Origin of the sequence: Actinomadura rugatobispora (genome assembly GCF_042656285.1) — a bacterium.
In the GTDB taxonomy this organism is placed as follows: domain Bacteria; phylum Actinomycetota; class Actinomycetes; order Streptosporangiales; family Streptosporangiaceae; genus Spirillospora; species Spirillospora rugatobispora.
The window spans coordinates 19,849-38,048 of sequence record NZ_JBHSON010000034.1; the positions used below are offsets into that span (position 1 = coordinate 19,849).

Below are 18,200 nucleotides of genomic sequence, written 5' to 3' on the forward strand. Positions count from 1 at the left end.
CCCGTTACCGGCCACAGGCTCGTCCTGTCTCGTCCTGTCTCGTCCCAAGGGCCTTCCGGTCAGGTCGCCCACTCCAGCCGCTCCAGGAAGCCCCGCTCGTCGCGGGCGTATTCGTCGAAGGCCCGGCGTACCTCGGCGAGGTCGTCCACATGGGTGCGATAGAGGAGGTTCCGCGGGCTGTCCTTGTACTCCAGCTCGTACCCGGTTCCGCCGCCCGGCCGCGTCTCGGGCGAGACCTGGATGAAGTGGCGGCCGAACAGGACGAGGACGGCGAAGGGGTTCTCCGCGGGGCTCAGACGTCCCAGGACGTCCTGGACGAGCCCGCGGTCGGGATCGGCGACGACCATGCCGTCACCGGTGTGGAGCCGGGTCTCGGGATGGGCGGTCCGGGGCTCCAGGTTGTGGACGAGCCCGCGCCCGGGGTCGTAGCAGACCAGGCCGTGGGCCCTGGCGAGGGCGTACACCTGGGTGGAGATCTCGTCGGCCTGCTCCGGGGCCGTCCGGACGACCGCGTACCGCGGCCCGCCGTCGTCCAGGTCCGTGTCAGGGAAGGCCTTGGCGAACTCCTGGACGAACGCGGCCACCGCAGGGTGCGGCGGGATGCCCGTGCGGGCGTCGGGCGCGACCGTACGGGCCGCCCGATCCGCCGTGATCTGTCCAGGTTCATGCCAGATGACCAGCTCGAACGACATGCTAGGCATCCGTCCAGGATTCCAGACGTTCAGCGGCGTGGAGGGGTCAATGCGGGACGAGGGTCTGCGGGGTGGCGGTCAGGGCGATGAGGTCGGCGGGGACGGCGGCGCGGAGGGCGTCGGTGGCGGCGCGGATGCCGGGGCGGCGGGCGGCCTCCCCGCGCCAGACGGCGTAGACGCGGCGGCTGAGCGGCGAGCTCAGCCGGACCACGTGGACCTCGGACGGGACGTCGCAGCGGCCCATCCGGGGCAGGATCACGTTGCCGAGCCCGGCGGCGACCAGGGCGAGCTGGGTGGCGAACTCGTAGGCCATGTGGTCGATCTTCGGTTCGGCGTCGATCGAGCGGAGGGTGCGCAGCAGCCAGTCGCAGCAGATGCTGTCGGGCGAGGAGCTGATCCAGGGGTCGCCGGCCAGCTCCTTGAGGTCGACCTCGTCGCGCCCGGCCAGCGGATGGCCGGGCGGGAGGGCGACATCGGCGACGTCGTCGCAGATCAGGCCCTTGCAGAGGCCGTCGGGCAGGGGGAGCGGCTCGTTGTTCCAGTCCTGGACGACGGCCATGTCCAGATCGCCCCGGGCGACCAGCGGCATGCTCTGCAGCGGGTCCTCCTCGCGCAGCAGCACCTGGAGGCCGGGGTGGTCGGTGCGCAGCCGGGCGAGGGCGGCGGGGACGAGGCCGCGGATGGCGGTGGGGAAGGCCGCGAGGGTGAGGCGCCCGACGACGGCGCCGCGGTGCGCCTCCAGGTCGGCCTGGGCCTGCTCGACCAGGGACAGGATGCGTGCGGCGTGCTCGACCAGCAGCACGGCGGCGTCGGTGAGGCGCACGCCGCGGCCGTTGCGCTCCAGGAGCTTCTGCCCGGTCTCCCGCTCCAGCTTGGCCAGCTGCTGGGAGACGGCCGAGGTGGTCACGTGGAGGACGTCGGCGGCGGCGCTCACCGAGCCGTAGGTCGCGACGGCGTGCAGCGCCCGCAGCCGTTCGAGATCAAGCATGTAGTAACTCTAAAGCGTCCCCTCAAGGAGTTCTAGATTGTCCTAAATCCTGCCGGGCGCCAGCATGGGCGCATGGAGGGCATCTTCGTTCCGCTGGTCACGCCGTACACCGCCTCGGGAGAGGTGGACGCCGCGGCGCTGGAGAAGGTCGCGCGGCGCTGCCTGGAGGGCGGTGCGGCGGGCCTGGTCGCGCTGGGCACCACCGGCGAGGCCGCGCTGCTGGACGGGGCGGAGCGGCGCACCGTCCTGGAGGTCTGCCGCGCCGTCTCCATCGAGCACGGCACGCCGCTGGTCGCGGGCGCCGGGGCGATGGGCACCGCGGACACGATCGCGCAGGCCCGCGAGCGCGCCCCGCTGGCGGACGCGCTGCTGGTGGTGGTGCCCTACTACGTGCGGCCCTCGGACGAGGGCGTCCTCGACCACTTCGCCGCCGTGTGCGCGGCGGTGGACGTGCCCGTCCTGGCGTACGACGTCCCGTACCGGACGGGCAAGCGCCTCACGGCGGAGACGGCGCTGCGGCTGCTGTCCCTGGATCGGGTCGCCGGGATGAAGCTCTGCCCGGGGGCGATCGACCAGGACACGCTCGCCCTGCTGGCCGCCCGTACGGGCAAGGCCGTGCTGTGCGGGGACGACGCCTACGTCCACCCGATGCTGCATCTGGGCGCGGCAGGGGCGATCGCCGCCTCGGCCTGCCTCGCCCCGGAGGCGTTCGCGGGCATGGCCGAGGCGGTACGCACGGGCGACACAGCGCGCGCGCTGGCGCTGCACAACGCCCTCCTGCCGATGGTGGACGCCCTCTTCAGCGAGCCGTCGCCGGCCGTCCTGAAGGCGGCCCTCGCGGAGGTGGGGCTGATCGGTGACCCGTCCGTGCGGGCGCCGCTGCACCCGCCGCGGCCCGAGCCGGTCACCCGCGCGCTCTCGGCGCTACACGCGACCCGCGCGCTCGTCTAGGACGCCGGGTAGGACGCCTGGGCGGCGGCGCGGGCGGCGTGCGGGAGCGCGTCGGTGATGCGCTCCAGGGCCCGCTCGTCGTGGGCGGCGGACAGGAACCAGACCTCGTACGCCGACGGCGGCAGGTAGACGCCGCGTTCCAGGGCGGCGTGGAAGAAGGCCGCGTAGGCCTTGCCGTCCTGGCGCTGGGCTGCGGCGAAGTCGCCGACCGGCTCGTCGGTGAAGAAGATCGAGAACAGGTTGCCCGCGGTCTGCAGCCGGTGCGGCACGCCCTCCTTCTCCAGGGCCTCGGACGCGGCGGCGGCGACGAGCGCGGCCGACCGGTCGATCGCCTCGTACACCTCGGCGGTGGCGTTGCGGAGCGTGGCGAGCCCGGCGGCGGTGGCCAGCGGGTTCCCCGACAGCGTGCCCGCCTGGTAGACGGGCCCGGCGGGGGCCAGCCGGTCCATGATCTCGGCCCGGCCGCCGAACGCGGCCGCGGGCAGCCCGCCGCCCATCACCTTGCCGAAGGTCATCAGGTCGCCGGGCACGCCCTCGATCCCGTACCAGCCGGAGGCGGAGGCGCGGAACCCGGTGAGGACCTCGTCGATCACCAGCAGCGCGCCGTTGCGCTCGCACAGCGACTTCAGCAGCCGGTTGAAGTCGGGCAGCGGCGGCACCACGCCCATGTTGCACGGCACCGCCTCGGTGATCACGCACGCGATCTCGTGGCCGAACTCGCCGAAGGCGGCCTCGACCGCGCCGACGTCGTTGTAGGGCAGCACGACGGTGTCGGCGGTGGTCGCGCCGGTCACGCCGGGGGTGTCGGGCAGCGCGAGGGTGGCCACCCCGGAGCCGGCGGCGGCCAGCAGCGAGTCGACGTGGCCGTGGTAGCAGCCGGCGAACTTCACGACCTTGGAGCGTCCCGTGAAGCCGCGGGCCAGCCGGATCGCCGACATCGTCGCCTCGGTGCCGGAGTTGACCAGCCGCACCTTCTCGACCGGGGCGCGGGCGGTGATCTCCTCGGCCAGCTCGACCTCGCGGGGCGTGGGCGCGCCGTAGGAGGTGCCGAAGGCGGCGGCGTCCTGGACGGCCTCGACGACGGCGGGGTGGGCGTGCCCGAGGATCATCGGCCCCCAGGAGCAGATCAGGTCCACGTACTCGTTGCCGTCGGCGTCGGTGAGGTACGGCCCGTGCCCGGCGGTGACGAAGCGCGGGGTGCCGCCGACCGCGCGGAAGGCCCGCACGGGCGAGTTCACCCCGCCCGGAACCACCCGATTCGCCCTGTTGAACAACTGTTGGGAGACTTCAAATTCGGTCACGTGCCCAGTCTGACAGTTGCAGTTCGGCATCTGCTCTTGACCACGGCGCTAAGCGGCCGATATTCCACCAAGTACACAAAAACCCGCGGCGCCACATGGGCGTCGACACGCACCGGCGCCGGCCGTACTCGGAGGGATGGCTCGCACGTGGTTGACGGCTGGACGGTCCCGGGCTTCACCCACGTCCAGGAGCTGGGCGGCGGCATCTGCGGCCGGGTGATGCTCGCCCTCGACGATCTCACCCAGACCAAGGTCGCCATCAAGTACCTCGACTCGCGCCTGGACGGCGACGAGGCTTTCCTGTCGCGGTTCCGCGCCGTGGCGCGCAGCCTGTCGCAGCTCGAGGACCCCAACGTGGTGGACTTCTACGAATTCGTGGAGTCGCCGCAGGGCACCGCGATCGTGATGGAGCGCGTCGACGGCTTCGGCCTGCGGCGCATGATCGCCACCCAGGGCCCCACCGGGCCGCTGGCGGCCCTGGCGCTCTTCAGCGGCACCCTGCTCGGGCTCGCCGCCGCCCATGCCAAGGACGTGGTGCACGGCACGCTGCGCCCCGCCGAGATCCTCGTGGACGACGACGGCAACTGCCGGCTGACGGACTTCGGGATGGCGCGGGCGGGCACCGAGGCGCAGACCAACCCCGGATACGCGGCGCCCGAGCTGTGGGGCGGCGCCCCGGCCGGGCCCCCGGCGGACCTGTACGCCGCCACCGCGATCTTCTTCGAGTGCCTGACCGGGCATCCGCCGTACGGCGGGCGCAGCCAGTCGGCGATCTCCAAGGCGCACCGCGAGGGGCCGATCCCGGTGGAGGCCGTGCCCGGCCCGCTGCGCGCACTGATCGAGCAGGGGCTGGCCAAGGATCCGGAGCGGCGGCCCGCCTCGGCGGCCGACTTCCTCGGCGCGGTCGAGGACGCCGCCGTCGACGCCTACGGCCCGGCCTGGCTCGCCCAGGGCCGCAGCCGCCTGATCGAGCTGGCGGAGGCGACCGCGCGGCAGCCCGAGCCGGCACCCGCCAAGGCGCCCAAGGTCCCCAAGGCGCCCAAACCGGGGAAGGCCGCCAAGTCGCACAAGGCGGCGCACGCGGCGCCCGCCGCGCCGCTCGCAGCCGACGCACCCCCGGCCCCGGCCCCAGGCCCGGCTCCGGCTCCTGCGCAGCCTGCCGCCGCCGCGGCGCCGCCCGCGGCCCCGGCCCCGTCCCCCGCTCCCGGCCCAGGCTCGGGCTCGGGCTCGGTGCCGGGCGGGGAGGGCCGCGGCGGCGGAAAACGCGGCCGGTCGCTGGTCATCGCCGCCGCCCTGGCCGTCCTGGTGATCGCCGGGAGCACGGTCGGCGCCGCGGTGCTGCTCGGCGGCAAGGACGACCCCGCCCCGGTCGACCCGACCGGCAGCGCGTCCCAGCCCGCCGTGGAGCCGCCCACGCCGGCCAACCCGGCCGCCGGCGCCCTCGCCACCCGGATCGAGCAGGCGACCGCGCAGGCGCCGGGCGCCTCGTTCTCCTACCGGCGCACCGGCTGCTGCGGCGCCGCCGCACTCGCCAAGGGGACGTTCGGCCTGGTCCCCAACGGTTCGCCGTCGTACGCCATGTCGGTCTCCGGCAGCGGCGAGACCCGCCGCTCCGCCCGCGCCATCCTGGTGGGCGACGTCGCGTACGTGATGGCGGGCAAGGCGTGGCGCTCGGCACCGGCCGACGGGCAGGGCGCCGGGTACCCGTCGCTGGTCGCGCAGGCCCGCTGGGGCAGCTCGGTCGTCAACATCACGGCCCTGCTCCAGGCGAGCACGTCGTTCAAGAAGGTGGACCAGGTCTACCAGGGCACCGCACCGCTGGACCGGCTGAGCCGGATCCAGACGGTCGGGTCGATGTACGGCCGGCTCGCCGGCGCGACGGGCGCGCAGCACGTCGCGTTCGCGCTCCGGCTGGACCGTGCGGGACGCCCCGCGCACCTGTGGTTCCGGGCCCAGGGCACGGACAAGGCGCGCACGCAGGTCGTCCAGGCCACCTACACGGGGTGGGGTCGCCGGGCCGCCATCGCCGCGCCCAGCACCCCGCGCTGACCGCCGAACCGCGTAGCGCCCGTCCCTCGTCCGGGACGGGCGTTATCCGGCGGCCTCACAGCTGTCGGAGAGGACTTCCAGGAGCCGCAGCGGGTCGGGGAGCGGGTCGCCCTGCGGCGGGCGGATCCAGGCCACCTCACGGCCGTACGGGAGCACCGAGGGCGGCGCCACGACGTAGCTGTCGCGGCAGTGCCACCGCATCCCGGGGGTCTCGGCGATCGACTCGGGCGAGGTGTCCAGATGGCACGACCACCACTCGTCCTCGTCGACCGGCGCGCCGCGGGTCGCCACGAAGAACAGGTACCGCTCGCCGCCCACGGACGCGACCGGCCCCACCGGCAGGCCCTCCCCCTCGATCCGGGCCAGCGCGAGCTCGCCCGCGGCGGCCGGGACGTCGAAGACGTCGAAGACCCGCCCCGTCGGCAGGATGATGTTGGCGTCCGGGCGCTTGCCCCACCAGCGGGCCAGCTGGTCGGGGTCGATGCTGGCGTGCAGCGCCCACGCGCCCGACACCGGGTGCGCGCCGGGGTCGGGACAGCCCACCCGGTCGCACGAGCACGCCCGGTCGCCGCCGGACGGATGGGCGCCGGGGGTGCAGGGCCAGCCCAGGGCCGCGTACGCCCGGGCCGCGGACGCCATCCGGTCCCGGGCCGCCTTCTGCCGTTTACCCGAGACCGCCAGCATCGTCGTCCCCCTCTGCGTGGAGGCCAGGCGCGGGGCGCGAACTCGTAGGCAGGCGCCGCGACCGTGGCCGAGAGCAGTTCCCTTGGTAACGATGATGCCCGTGCGCCGTGTGGCGGCACACGGCGACCCCCGGGAAACGGCTCTAACTGACTAGCCGGAAGTGATTACCGGTAAACGATCACCCCGCCCCTCCTGGCGGGGGACCGCGTCAGCGCGGGAGGGTGCGGGCCACGTCGGCGGCCCAGTAGGTCAGGATGATGTCCGCGCCCGCCCGGCGGATCGCGGTGAGCGACTCCATGATCGTGCGCTCCCGGTCCACCCAGCCGTTGGCCGCCGCCGCCTCGATCATCGCGTACTCGCCGCTGACCTGGTACGCCGCCACCGGCACCTGCACGCTGTCGCGCACCCGCCGGACGATGTCGAGGTACGGCCCGGCGGGCTTGACCATCACCATGTCGGCGCCCTCGTCCAGGTCCATCCGGACCTCCAGCAGCGCCTCCTCGGCGTTGGCCGGGTCCTGCTGGTGCGAGGCGCGGTCGCCGAACTGGGGCGCGCACTCGGCCGCGTCGCGGAACGGGCCGTAGTACGCGGACGAGTACTTCGCCGAGTACGCCAGGATCGCCACGTCGTGGTGGCCGGCCCCGTCCAGCGCGGTGCGGATCGCGCCGACCTGGCCGTCCATCATCCCGCTGGGCGCCACCACGGCCGCCCCGGCCGACGCCTGCGCCACCGCGATCGCCGCGTACCGCTCCAGCGTCGCGTCGTTGTCGATCTCACCGGTGGAGGTGAGGATCCCGCAGTGCCCGTGGTCGGTGAACTCGTCCAGGCACAGGTCCGTCATCACGACCGCGTCGTCGCCCAGATCCGAGGACAGGTCGCGCAGCGCGGTCTGCACCACCCCGGCCGGGTCGTCGGCGCCCGAGCCCACGCCGTCCTTGACCGCGGGCACGCCGAACAGGATCAGCCCGCCCACGCCCGCGTCGACCGCCTCCTGCGCGGCCTTGCGCAGGCTCTCCCGGGTGTGCTGGTAGACGCCCGGCATGGACGGGATCGGCTGCGGCTCGCCGATGCCCTCCTTGACGAACATCGGCAGCACCAGATCGGCCGGGCTCAGCCGGGTCTGCGCGACCATCCGGCGCAGCGCGGGCGTGCGCCGCAGCCGCCGGGGCCGCGCCACGGGAAACCGAGCAGTCATGATCCTTCTCTCCGGGTACCGGTCGGGGCGCCGGCGGCTCACCTGCGGCGGCGGGCGCCCCGGCGCATCTGGCTGGGCTTGCGCAGCGGGTCGCCGGCCTCGACCTGGGCCGTCCTCCGCCGCGCACCGTACTCCGCCAGCGCCTCGGCGAGCGCCGACACCGACGGCTTGTCCGACATGACGTCCACGCGCAGCCCGTACTCCTCGGCCGTCTTGGCGGTCTGCGGGCCGATGCAGGCGATCACCGTCACGTTGTGCGGCTTGCCGGCGATCCCGATCAGGTTCTTGACCGTCGAGGACGAGGTGAACAGCACCGCGTCGAACCCGCCGCCCTTGATCGCCTCGCGGATCGGGGCGGGCGGCGGCGCGGCCCGGACCGTGCGGTACGCGGTGACGTCCTCGCACTCCCAGCCCAGCTCGGTCAGCCCGGCGATCAGCGTGTCGGTGGCGATGTCGGCGCGCGGCAGCAGCACCCGGTTGATCGGGTCGAGGTCCTCGTCGTAGGGCGGCCAGACCTCCACCAGGCCCTCGCTGGACTGCTGCCCGGACGGCACCAGGTCCGGCTGCACGCCGAACTCCACCAGCGCCCTCGACGTCTGCTCGCCCACGGCGGCGACCTTGAGCCCGGCGAACGCGCGGGCGTCCAGGCCGTAGTCGGAGAACTTCTCCCGGATCGCCTTCACCGCGTTGGTGGAGGTGAACACCACCCACTCGTACCGGCCGGTGACCAGGCCCTTGACGGCGCGCTCCATCTGCTGCGGGGTGCGCGGCGGCTCGACCGAGATGGTCGGCACCTCGTCCGGCACCGCCCCGTACTCGCGCAGCTGCTCCGACAGCGACGCCGCCTGCTCCTTGGTGCGCGGCACCAGCACCCGCCAGCCGAACAGCGGCTTGGTCTCGAACCACGACAGCCGGTCGCGCCAGCCCACCACGTCCCCGACGATGATCATCGCCGGGGCCTCCATGCCCTTGGTGTCGGCGGCCAGCCGGTGCAGCGTGGAGACCACGGTCTCCTGCTCGGTGGTGGTGCCCATGGTGGTCATCGCGGCCGGGGTGGTGTCGGGACGGCCCACCGCCATCAGGCCCTTGGCCACCTCCGCCACGCTGTTCTCCGCGCCCAGGATCACCAGCGTCGCCTCGGGCGAGGAGAAGCGGTCCCAGGCCACCCCGCCCGCACCGGCGTCGATGATCCGGACCTCGCGGTGCTTGGCGTCGGTCAGCGGGATGCCCGCGTACCCGGGCACGCCGGTCACCGCGGACACGCCCGGCACGACCTCGAACGGGATCCCGGCCTTCTCCAGCGCCCCGCCCTCGGCGGCCAGGCCGCAGGCCAGCCCCGGGTCGCCGTGGAACAGCCGGACGACGTTCTTGCCCGCCTTGGCGGCCCTGGCGGTCAGCTTGCCCGGGTCGGCCTCGGCCGTGTCGAGGATCTCCGCGTCAGGACGGCAGTGGGAGAGGAACTCGTCGTGGCAGAGCGCGCGGTGGACGACGACGGCGTCGGCGCGGCCCAGCGCCTCGGCGGCGCGCAGCGTCAGCAGGCCGGGGTCGCCCGGGCCCATGCCGACGAGCGCGACCGTGCCGTACCCGGCCCGGGCCCCGCTCCTGGCGGTGGTCCCCGTCTCGGGGGCGGCGGCGTCCTGCGGGTCGGTCGTGGCGGTCGGGTCGGTCGTCGCGGTCGTCGTGGTCGTCTTCGTCCCGGTCTCGCCGCGCCGCTTGGCGGGGCTCGCCGGACTCTGCTTCGCGGGGCTCAATCGCGCTCCCCCATCAACTGGTCGGCCCCCCGGTCGAGCAGTTCGGCCGCGAGCTCGCGTCCGATCCGCTCGGCCTGATCGGGGTGGCCGCTTGCGGACAGCCGAATCTGGCGGCTCCCGTCGTGGGCGACGACGGCCGCGGTCAGACGCAGCTCTTGTTCTCCTTCGGCAGCGTATGCTCCCACGGGCGCGGAGCAACCCGCCTCCAGCACCGCCAGCACCGTGCGCTCGGCGGTGACGGCCGCGCGGGTGGCAGGGTCGTCGACCGTTCCAAGCAGCTCCCGCAGCTCCGAGCGGTCCGCCCGGCACTCCAGCGCCAGCGCGCCCTGCCCGGGCGCGGGCAGCATCTGGTCGGGCTCGAAGATCTCGGCGATCTCCTCCTCCCGCCCGATCCGGCGCAGCCCCGCGTACGCCAGCACCACCGCGTCCAGATCACCCTCGGTGATCTTGCGCAGCCGGGTGTCGGCGTTCCCGCGGATCGGCACCACGTCCAGGTCGGGGCGCATCGCCCTCAGCTGCGCCACCCGCCGCGGCGAGCCGGTGCCCACCCGGGCGCCGCGCGGCAGATCGGCCAGCTTGAACGGGCCGCACAGCGCGTCCCGGGGGTCGTCGCGGCGCGGCGTCGCGGCCAGCACGATCCCCTCGGGGTCCGCGGTCGGCAGGTCCTTCAGCGAGTGCACGGCGAAGTCGACCTCGCCGGCCAGCAGCCGGTCGCGCAGCTCGTTGACGAAGACGCCGGTGCCGCCGATCTGGGCGAGCAGGGCCCTGGAGACATCACCCTCGGTGGTTACCCCGACCAGCTCCACGGCATGCCCTGTACGCTGCGTCAACGCGTCCGCGACCAGCCCCGACTGGGTCGTCGCCATCAGGCTCTTGCGCGTTCCGAGTCTCAGCGCGGTCACTGTCCCGCCCCCTTGCGCTCCCCGGCCCCGCCATCGCCCGCGATGTCGCCCGTGATGTCGCCCGTGATGTCGCTCGTGATGTCGCCGGCCATGTCGGCGCGCGCGACGGCCTCCGGGACCTTCGGATCGAGGTCGAAGAGCTCGCGCAGCGCGTCGGCGTAGGCGTCACCGCCCGGCGCCGAGGCCAGCTCCTTGACCCGTACGGTCGGCGCGTGCAGCAGCTTGTCCACCACGCGCCGGACGGTCTGGGTGATCTCCCGGCGGGCGCGGTCGTCCAGCTCGGGCAGCCGCCCGGTCAGCCGGGCCAGCTCCGCGTCCACCACCTCGGCGGCCTTGCTGCGCAGCGCCACCACGGTCGGCGCGACCGCCGCGGCACGGGCCGCGCCGAGGAACACCGCCACCTCGTCGCGCACGATCCGGCGGACCGCCTCGACCGCCTCAGGACCGATCGCCTCGGCGGCCTCCTGCGCGGTGCGCAGGTCGTCCAGCCCGGCCAGCTCGGCGCCGTCCAGGGCGCGCACGCCCGGGTCGATGTCGTGCGGCAGCGCCAGGTCGAGGAAGAACCGGCGGCGGCCGTCGGCGCCCACGCCCCGCTCGGCCAGCCGGTCGGCGGTGAGCACCAGCCCGGCCGCGCCGGTGCACGACACCACCAGGTCGGCGGCGGCCAGCTCGCCGTCCAGCGCGGCCAGCTCGACCGCGCGGGCCGGCACGGGCGCCGACTCGGCCAGCCGCACCGCGCGGTCGTAGGTGCGGTTGGCCACCACGATCTCGCGGACGCCGGCGCGGCCCAGCGTCGCCACCGCCAGCCCGCTCATCGCCCCGGCGCCGACCACCAGCGCCCGGACCTCCTCCATCGGGCCCAGATGCGCGGCCGCGACCTCCAGGCCCACGCTGACCAGCGACGCGCCGGCCTTGTCGATCCCGGTCTCGTGGTGGGCCCGCTTCCCGACCCGCAGCGCCTGCTGCAGGACGTCGTACAGCTCCCGGCCGAGCGTGCCGCGCTCCTGCGCCAGCCGGAACGCCTGCCGCAGCTGCCCGAGGATCTGCCCCTCGCCGACGACCATGGACTCCAGCCCGCACGCCACCGAGAACGCGTGCTGCACCGCCCGGTCCTCGTAGTGGACGTACAGGTGCCGCGACAGGTCGTCCAGGGGGATCCCCGAATGCCGGGACAGCAGGTTCGAGATGGCGGAGACACCGCCGTGGAACTTGTCGACCACCGCGTACACCTCGACGCGGTTGCAGGTGGACACGATCGCCGCCTCGCCGACGTGCGCGCAGTCGTGCACCTCGTGCAGCAGCTTCACCAGGTCGTCCCCGGTGACCGCCGCGCGTTCCAGCATGGCCACCGGCGCGCTCCGATGGCTCAACCCGACCACCAACACGCTCATCGCGCGCAACACCGTCCAGACTCGCTCACGCCGCGCCCGCGCCCGCGGGCCCTGCCCTGTTCCCCGCCCGTCCCGGCCACGCTCATGCCTCTACCGCCTCTACGTACTGCGTCGTCCCAGGGGGTTCATCGGCGCCGGTCAGCGGCTCGTAGTCGCCGGGGCCGCCGGCCTTGCGCTGCTCGTGGAAGGCGAGGATCTGCAACTCGATCGACAAATCGACCTTACGCACGTCTACTCCGTCGGGCACCGAGAGCACCACCGGGGCGAAGTTGAGCACGCTCGTCACGCCCGCCGCGACCACCCGGTCGCACACGCCCTGGGCCGCGGCCGCGGGGGTGGCGATCACGGCGATGGACACGCCGCGCTCGGCGATGAGGTCCTCCAGCCGGTCGATGTTCTCCACCGTCATCCCGGAGATCTCCTGGCCGACGATGGACTCGTCGGCGTCCAGCAGGCCCGCCACGCGGAAGCCGCGGGAGGCGAAACCCCCGTAGCCGGCCAGTGCCCGGCCAAGGTTACCCACACCGATGATGGCGACCACCCAGTCCTGGGTGAGCCCCAGCTCGCGGGAGATCTGGTAGACGAGGTACTCGACCTCGTAGCCGACCCCGCGGGTCCCGTACGAGCCGAGGTGCGACAGATCCTTGCGCAGTTTCGCGGAGTTGACCCCGGCGGCGGCGGCGAGTTCCTCGGACGAGACGGTGGCGACCCCGCCGTCCTGCAGGCTGTGCAGGGCGCGCAGGTACACCGGCAGACGCGCGACCGTGGCTTCGGGGATGCCACGGTCGGTGCGGTCGCGGTTGCGGTTCTGTCGAGGTGTCACGGCCTGCTCTCGGGGACTCGACGCTGGGGACGGGGCCCGAGAACCCCTCACCCCGCTCTGGGGCCCCGACGGATTCGGCACGGCCCCACGGGGCTATCCCTCAGGTTAAGCCTTTGTGAATAGGCGCACAAAGTCGCCCCCCGCGCAAGGGGTCCGGCCGATTCTCGTCGCGAACCGCCACAACCCCTGCCACCAGCGGTTTCGCGGTGATCCCCGGAGGGGCCGCCCGGTGGGGCGGGGGTCCGCCGGTGTGACCGACAAGACATTCCGGGGTCACCGAATTACAGCCGTGTCACGCGGGCTTCCGCAATTCCGCTATGGCGCCGCGCAGCCGGTCCTCGTCCACCCGCCAGAAGTCGTGCTGGACGCCGTTGATCAGGGTGACCGGGATCTGCTCCCAGTAGCGCCGGGTGTCCTCCTCGGAGAGCGTGATGTCGCGCTCCTCCCAGGCGACGCCCAGATCGGCCGCGACCCGCTCGATCACCGCGCGGGCCTCCTCGCACAGGTGGCAGCCCGGCTTGCCGTACATCGTGATCAGGATGCCGTCCACGGGGGCGCTCACCGGATCGGCCGTTCGGGGGCGGCGGGCGCCGCGCGGTGCGGACCGGTGCCCGGGCCGCGCCCGGGCTTGGGGCCGGGGCCACCGGGGCCGGACGGCAGCGGCGGCAGCTTGGCCGCGCCCAGCTTCAACTCGATGACGTTGGTGGCCAGCACGTGCGTCCGGGACTCGGCGTTGAAGCGCCGCAGATGCGCCTGCCGCTGGTGGGCCGCGAACGCGGCCTCGTCCCGGAACAGCTGGTAGAAGATCCGCTGCGTGGGCGCGTTGACCACCTCGTGGCAGGCGAAGATCAGCGTCTCCGGCTCGGCGGTGCGGGCCGCCTGCACCAGTTCCCCGGCCTGCCGGTCGAACGCCTCCTCGCGGCCGTCCAGCAGCGTGTAGACGGTGATCTGGCCGCACGCGGCGGACAGGTCGGCCCCGCCGCCCGGCGCCCCCGGCACCCCGGGGACCGCCGCCTGCTCGGGGATCAGCGCGCGCAGGTCGTCGTTGGCGGTGGCCGAGGGGGACTGTTCGGCGAAACGCCCCGCGGGCTCCTCCCCCGGCGCCGGGTCGGGGAACCTCAGCTCCCCTCGCTTGCGGGCGCGCCGCTCGGAACGCGTCTCGGGCGGGGTCGGCGCGGCGGCGTACCCCTGCTGCTGGTGCGCGTACCCCTGGTCGGCGTAACCGGGATCGGCGTAGCCGGCCTCCTCGTAGCCGGTGGCGGGCTCGTCGTACTCGCCGTCGGCGTACGCCTCCTCGTCGTACACCGGGACGGTCCGCATCGCGCCGTACCAGACCAGGCCGGCGGCGCCTCCGAGGGCGATCACCGCGAGCGCGCCGGGCAGGAAGCCGCGGGTGCCGCCGACGACCAGCACCGCCGCCAGCGCGACCAGCGCGATCGGGATCAGCAGATCGGCGGCCGCGCGGTCCTGCTTGCTCGCCAGCAGCGCCGTCACCGCCAGGCACGCCACCAGCGCGATCACCGCGATCGCGTGCGCGCCGTCGATGAGCAGCAGCGGCAGCGCGTCGTAGGTCTGCCCCGGCTTGGGCAGCTTCTTGGTGAACGAGCCCTTCGTCGGATCGACCAGCAGGATGACCACCGCGATGATGCTGTAGGAGATCGCGAACAGCCACGCGCCGAAGCGCACCTGCACGTACCGGGCGATCAGCTCGATCATGCCCAGGGCCAGCCACACCGGCGCCAGCAGCGCCGCGCCCAGCTCCGTCATCCGGAACAGCGGGCCGTTGAAGCCGATGAGGAATCCCAGCGTCATCGCGATGAGCGCCAGCGACAGCCCGACCTGCGTCGCCGACCACGCGATCAGGTAGAGCTGCCGGTCCTTGTGGGCGCGCTGGACCAGCAACCCGGTGGCCACTAAAGCACCCAGGGTCGCCGGCAGCGCGAGAAGAGCGTCGACCATCGCGCCCCATGGTGCCCGATGCGGGACGCCTACGGGTAACCGCTCCCCGTCCCGCGGCGTTGTGAGGTGAAAGTCCGTCTCCGGTGACGGTCACAGGCCGGGAGTTCGCGCCGAAACCACCATTGCCTGCCACAGCCGCGAGTACCTACAGTGGCACTCCATGCCGGAGGTCGCGTAAGCCCCGAGGAGAACTGCATGAGCAGCCTGACCCTCGACGCCCGAGCGGCGACGTACTCCCGGCCGTTTCCGCAGTACCTCCGGCGCGGCGCCCGCCGCGGCGAGGCCGACGGCGCCGGGCCCTCCGAGGCGCTCAAGGAGCTCGTGCTGCGGGCCCGGGACGGCGACGCCGAGGCGTTCGGCGCCCTCTACGACCACTACGTCGACCTCGTCTACCGGTACGTCTACTACCGGGTGGGCAGCCACCCCCTCACCGAGGACCTCACCAGCGAGACGTTCCTGCGCGCGCTGCGGCGGATGCCGTCGTTCAGCTGGCAGGGCAAGGACTTCGGCGCCTGGCTCGTCACGATCGCCCGCAACCTGGTCGCCGACCACTTCAAGTCCGGCCGCTACCGCCTGGAGATCTGCACCGCCGAACTGCTGGAGCCCCCGGGCATGCCGCAGGACGGCCCTGAACGGGTCGTGCTCGACTCGATGACCAACCTGACGCTGCTGGAGGCCGTCCGGGACCTCGGCTCCGAGCAGCAGGAGTGCGTGGTCCTGCGCTTCCTGCACGGGCTGTCGGTGGCCGAGACCGCGCTGGTCATGGGGAAGAAGACCGGGGCGATCAAGGCGCTGCAGTACCGGGCGGTGCGCTCGCTGGCCCGGATGCTGCCCGCCGACCTGCCCGTCGCGTAACCGCGGCCTCACTGCGCGGGCAGGGCCGTACGGCGCGTCCGCGAAAGTTGCACGGCTTGTTGCGCACAGCCCGTAACCGCCGCGCCGCCCCCTCGTTTTGGGAGGCGAGACCGCATTCGCATGGGGGGCTGCCATGAGAACGAGGCGGATCAGGACCACCGCGAGCGTCAGCACGCTGGAACGACTCCGCGTGCACGGCGCCGGACCGGATCCCGACTTCCGCGCCGGGCTGCGTGAACGACTCGTGGCCGCGGCCGCGGACCGCGCCGCGCCCGACCGCGCCGCGTCCGACCACGGCACACCGGACCACGCCGCGTCCTGAAACCTGCCGGGACTTTGCGACACAGCGCTCGCAATTCAGGCCGGCGACAGGGCCCCGTCAAGCCCGTTGACTAGGCTCTGGGAGCATGCGGCGATTCTGGCAGCGCGCCAAGGACGAGAATTATGTGAACGCGGGCGAGGTGGCCGCCGCGGCGGCCGACGAGCCGAGGGCGCTGCCGGAGCCCGATCCGACGGCCGCGGCCTTCTTCGACGTGGACAACACGATGATGCGCGGCGCGTCCATCTACTACTTCGCGCGCGGCCTGGCGTCCCGCAAGCTGTTCACCATGCGCGACCTGGCGATGTTCGCCTGGGGGCAGGCGTCGTTCCGGCTGCGCGGCGCGGAGAACGCCGACCACATCCACAGCGCGCGCGAGACCGCCCTCGCCTTCGTGGCCGGCCAGAAGGTCGACGACCTGGTCCGGCTGAGCGAGGAGATCTACGACGAGGTGATGGCCGACCGGATCTGGCACGGCACCCGCTCGCTCGCGCTGGAGCACCTCGAATCGGGCCAGCAGGTGTGGCTGGTCACGGCCACGCCGATCGAGGTGGCCCGGACGATCGCCCGCCGCCTCGGCCTCACCGGCGCGCTGGGCACCGTCGCCGAGACCCGCGACGGCGTCTACACGGGCCGCCTGGTCGGCAACCTCCTGCACGGCCCGGCGAAGTCGGAGGCCGTCCGCGCGCTGGCGCAGCGCGAGGGCCTGGACCTGTCCCGGTGCTCGGCCTACAGCGACTCGGTGAACGACCTGCCGATGCTCACCGCCGTGGGCCACCCGCACGCCGTCAACCCCGACTCGGCCCTCCGCGACCACGCCAAGGAGAACGGCTGGCCCGTCCACGACTTCCGCACGGGCCGCAAGGTCACCATGGTCGCCCTTCCCGCCGCGGCCGGCGCCGGCGCCCTGGCCGGCGGCGTGGCGGCGGGCATAGCCCTCCGCAAGCACTACCGCACCTGACCCCGGGCTCCCTCCATCGCCCGGGTTTCGGGCGCCCTAGGGGTCAGCCCGAGTTGAGTGAGGACGGACTCTCCCGTTGGGCGCCCCGGTCGGAGGCGGTGTCGATGACCTCGTCCAGGACGTCCCTTGAGCGTTTCAGGTCGCCGATCATCCGGTCGATGCGGTCGCGTTCGGCGGCGAGGTCGGCGACCAGGCGCGGGGTGGCGATCTCGGAGGGGCCGCCGTCCGCGTCCCGCATGCAGGGCAGCAGTTGCGCGATCTTCTTGCTGCCGAGCCCGGCGGCGAAGAGCTCCTGGATGCGGATGACCCGGTCGACCGCGCCGTCGGGGTAGTCGCGGTGGCCGCCCCCGGTACGGTCGGCGGCCAGCAGCCCCTGCGTCTCGTAGTAGCGCAGAGAGCGTTCGCTCACTCCCGTGCGCCGGGCCAGTTCTCCGATGCGCATCCGCCGCTCCACTGATGTCGGGTCTCACCGTATCCCGACGGCGGCGCCGGTCACGGACCGAGGCTCTGGAGGAGCTTTTCGGTGTACGCGGCGAGGCGGGCGGCGTCGTCCGGGTCGAGGGTCTTCAGCGACGGGTCGACCCGCTTGCCCCGGTCGACGGCGTGCAGCGGCTCGGCCGGGGGACGGTCGATCCACTCGACGATCGGCCCTACCGCGTCCGCCACGGGACGGGCGAAGAACCTGGCGAGCAGCTTGAGCCCACTACGGACCGCCGGGTTCTCGTGGCCGTCCACCCCGCTGCGGGTGAACCCGGGGTGGTACAGGACGTACCGCGCCCGGCTCCCGGTATCGGCGAACGCGACACCGAGCAGGTCGTTGGCCCGGCCCGCCTGGAGTTGTGCGCGGACCTGGCCGTAGCGGCGCGTCAGCTGCGGGTCGTCCCAGTGGATCCGCCCGGCGGTGTTGCCGACGCCGGCCACGTTGATGATCACGGGGGCGGGGGCGGCGTCCAGCAGCGGGCGCAGCCGGTGGCCCAGCAGGTGGCGGCTCAGGTAGTAGAGGGCGAAGGTGCGTTCCAGCCCGTCCGGGGTCTCCCGGCGCTTGGGGTTCACCCGGTTGGCGAACAGCGCCAGCGCGTCGACCGCGTCGTGCCGCTCGGCGATGCCGGCGGCGACGCGTTCGACCTCGGCGATCGAGGACAGGTCGGCGCGGACGAAGTGCAGATCGGGACTGGACGCCCGTTCCAGCAGGGCCCGCCCCTTGGCCTCACTGCTGCCGATCACGGTGACGCGGTCGCCCCTGGCCAGCCGCTCCAGGGCGGTGGCGCGGCCCATCCCGTCCGTCCCGCCACTGATGATCACGGTTTTCGGCACGGTGCCTCCCTAGGCTTGACTCCACTGGTCCCGATCATGGGCGGCCAGGCCGGGAGGCTGAAAGA

General features: G+C 73.6%; 18 protein-coding genes. 5 read left to right on the forward strand and 13 right to left on the reverse strand.

The genetic code is table 11. The features are described 5' to 3' along the window. Positions 1-59: 59 nt before the first annotated feature. Together ACFPZN_RS23755 and ACFPZN_RS23760 are read right to left on the reverse strand one after the other, a co-directional pair. Positions 60-692, reverse strand: a complete 633-nt coding sequence (locus tag ACFPZN_RS23755; RefSeq protein ID WP_378284319.1) for a hypothetical protein — start codon at positions 690-692, stop codon at positions 60-62. A 46-nt stretch (positions 693-738) separates the two neighbouring features. Next, a complete protein-coding gene (locus tag ACFPZN_RS23760) occupies positions 739-1,680 on the reverse strand; it encodes a LysR family transcriptional regulator (RefSeq protein WP_378284320.1) in 942 nt (313 codons plus the stop codon). Positions 1,681-1,752: 72 nt separating this feature from the next. On the opposite strand from ACFPZN_RS23760, the gene ACFPZN_RS23765 reads away from it, so the two are divergent. Beyond that, positions 1,753-2,631, forward strand: coding sequence for a dihydrodipicolinate synthase family protein (locus ACFPZN_RS23765; protein ID WP_378284321.1), 879 nt, complete (start codon positions 1,753-1,755; stop codon positions 2,629-2,631). On the opposite strand, the gene hemL is transcribed toward ACFPZN_RS23765, so the two are convergent. Next, on the reverse strand, positions 2,628-3,932 hold the full coding sequence (hemL, locus tag ACFPZN_RS23770) for a glutamate-1-semialdehyde 2,1-aminomutase (protein WP_378284322.1): 1,305 nt from the start codon (positions 3,930-3,932) through the stop codon (positions 2,628-2,630). The genes ACFPZN_RS23765 and hemL overlap by 4 nt on opposite strands. A gap of 147 nt (positions 3,933-4,079) precedes the next feature. On the opposite strand from hemL, the gene ACFPZN_RS23775 reads away from it, so the two are divergent. Then, the gene (locus tag ACFPZN_RS23775; RefSeq protein ID WP_378284323.1) at positions 4,080-5,981 is read left to right on the forward strand and encodes a serine/threonine-protein kinase; all 1,902 of its coding nucleotides are present in this window, start codon (positions 4,080-4,082) and stop codon (positions 5,979-5,981) included. Positions 5,982-6,023: 42 nt separating this feature from the next. Here the strand turns inward: ACFPZN_RS23775 and ACFPZN_RS23780 are convergent, their stop codons facing one another. From ACFPZN_RS23780 to ACFPZN_RS23815, 8 genes are all read right to left on the reverse strand, one after another. Beyond that, positions 6,024-6,665 carry a bifunctional DNA primase/polymerase gene (locus ACFPZN_RS23780; protein WP_378284324.1) on the reverse strand — a complete coding sequence of 214 codons (642 nt, stop codon included), beginning with the start codon at positions 6,663-6,665 and terminating at the stop codon, positions 6,024-6,026. Positions 6,666-6,873: 208 nt separating this feature from the next. Continuing rightward, positions 6,874-7,860, reverse strand: a complete 987-nt coding sequence (gene hemB / locus ACFPZN_RS23785) for a porphobilinogen synthase (protein ID WP_378284325.1) — start codon at positions 7,858-7,860, stop codon at positions 6,874-6,876. A 38-nt stretch (positions 7,861-7,898) separates the two neighbouring features. Beyond that, positions 7,899-9,611, reverse strand: coding sequence for a bifunctional uroporphyrinogen-III C-methyltransferase/uroporphyrinogen-III synthase (locus ACFPZN_RS23790; RefSeq protein WP_378284326.1), 1,713 nt, complete (start codon positions 9,609-9,611; stop codon positions 7,899-7,901). Then, positions 9,608-10,477, reverse strand: coding sequence for a hydroxymethylbilane synthase (gene hemC / locus ACFPZN_RS23795; protein ID WP_378284385.1), 870 nt, complete (start codon positions 10,475-10,477; stop codon positions 9,608-9,610). The genes ACFPZN_RS23790 and hemC overlap by 4 nt, the downstream gene beginning before the upstream one ends. 32 nt (positions 10,478-10,509) lie before the next feature. After that, positions 10,510-11,904, reverse strand: a complete 1,395-nt coding sequence (locus ACFPZN_RS23800; protein WP_378284327.1) for a glutamyl-tRNA reductase — start codon at positions 11,902-11,904, stop codon at positions 10,510-10,512. A gap of 82 nt (positions 11,905-11,986) precedes the next feature. Next, entirely contained in the window at positions 11,987-12,727 is a 741-nt protein-coding gene (locus ACFPZN_RS23805; protein ID WP_378284328.1) for a redox-sensing transcriptional repressor Rex, read from the reverse strand. 292 nt (positions 12,728-13,019) lie between these two features. Next, the gene (locus tag ACFPZN_RS23810; protein ID WP_378284386.1) at positions 13,020-13,256 is read right to left on the reverse strand and encodes a glutaredoxin family protein; all 237 of its coding nucleotides are present in this window, start codon (positions 13,254-13,256) and stop codon (positions 13,020-13,022) included. A 29-nt stretch (positions 13,257-13,285) separates the two neighbouring features. Then, positions 13,286-14,686 carry a putative quinol monooxygenase gene (locus tag ACFPZN_RS23815; protein ID WP_378284329.1) on the reverse strand — a complete coding sequence of 467 codons (1,401 nt, stop codon included), beginning with the start codon at positions 14,684-14,686 and terminating at the stop codon, positions 13,286-13,288. A gap of 195 nt (positions 14,687-14,881) precedes the next feature. Here ACFPZN_RS23815 and ACFPZN_RS23820 point away from each other — a divergent pair, with 195 nt between their 5' ends. From ACFPZN_RS23820 to ACFPZN_RS23830, 3 genes are all read left to right on the forward strand, one after another. Further along, entirely contained in the window at positions 14,882-15,541 is a 660-nt protein-coding gene (locus ACFPZN_RS23820; RefSeq protein WP_378284330.1) for a sigma-70 family RNA polymerase sigma factor, read from the forward strand. A gap of 133 nt (positions 15,542-15,674) precedes the next feature. Beyond that, positions 15,675-15,863: a hypothetical protein gene (locus tag ACFPZN_RS23825; protein ID WP_378284331.1), complete on the forward strand. Its 189-nt coding sequence runs from the start codon at positions 15,675-15,677 to the stop codon at positions 15,861-15,863. 85 nt (positions 15,864-15,948) lie between these two features. Beyond that, on the forward strand, positions 15,949-16,821 hold the full coding sequence (locus ACFPZN_RS23830; RefSeq protein ID WP_378284332.1) for an HAD family hydrolase: 873 nt from the start codon (positions 15,949-15,951) through the stop codon (positions 16,819-16,821). A gap of 43 nt (positions 16,822-16,864) precedes the next feature. Here ACFPZN_RS23830 and ACFPZN_RS23835 read toward each other — a convergent pair whose 3' ends face one another. Both ACFPZN_RS23835 and ACFPZN_RS23840 read right to left on the reverse strand, forming a co-directional pair. Further along, a complete protein-coding gene (locus ACFPZN_RS23835) occupies positions 16,865-17,263 on the reverse strand; it encodes a MerR family transcriptional regulator (protein WP_378284333.1) in 399 nt (132 codons plus the stop codon). A 50-nt stretch (positions 17,264-17,313) separates the two neighbouring features. After that, entirely contained in the window at positions 17,314-18,135 is an 822-nt protein-coding gene (locus ACFPZN_RS23840) for an SDR family NAD(P)-dependent oxidoreductase (RefSeq protein ID WP_378284335.1), read from the reverse strand. Between the last annotated feature and the right edge of the window lie 65 nt (positions 18,136-18,200).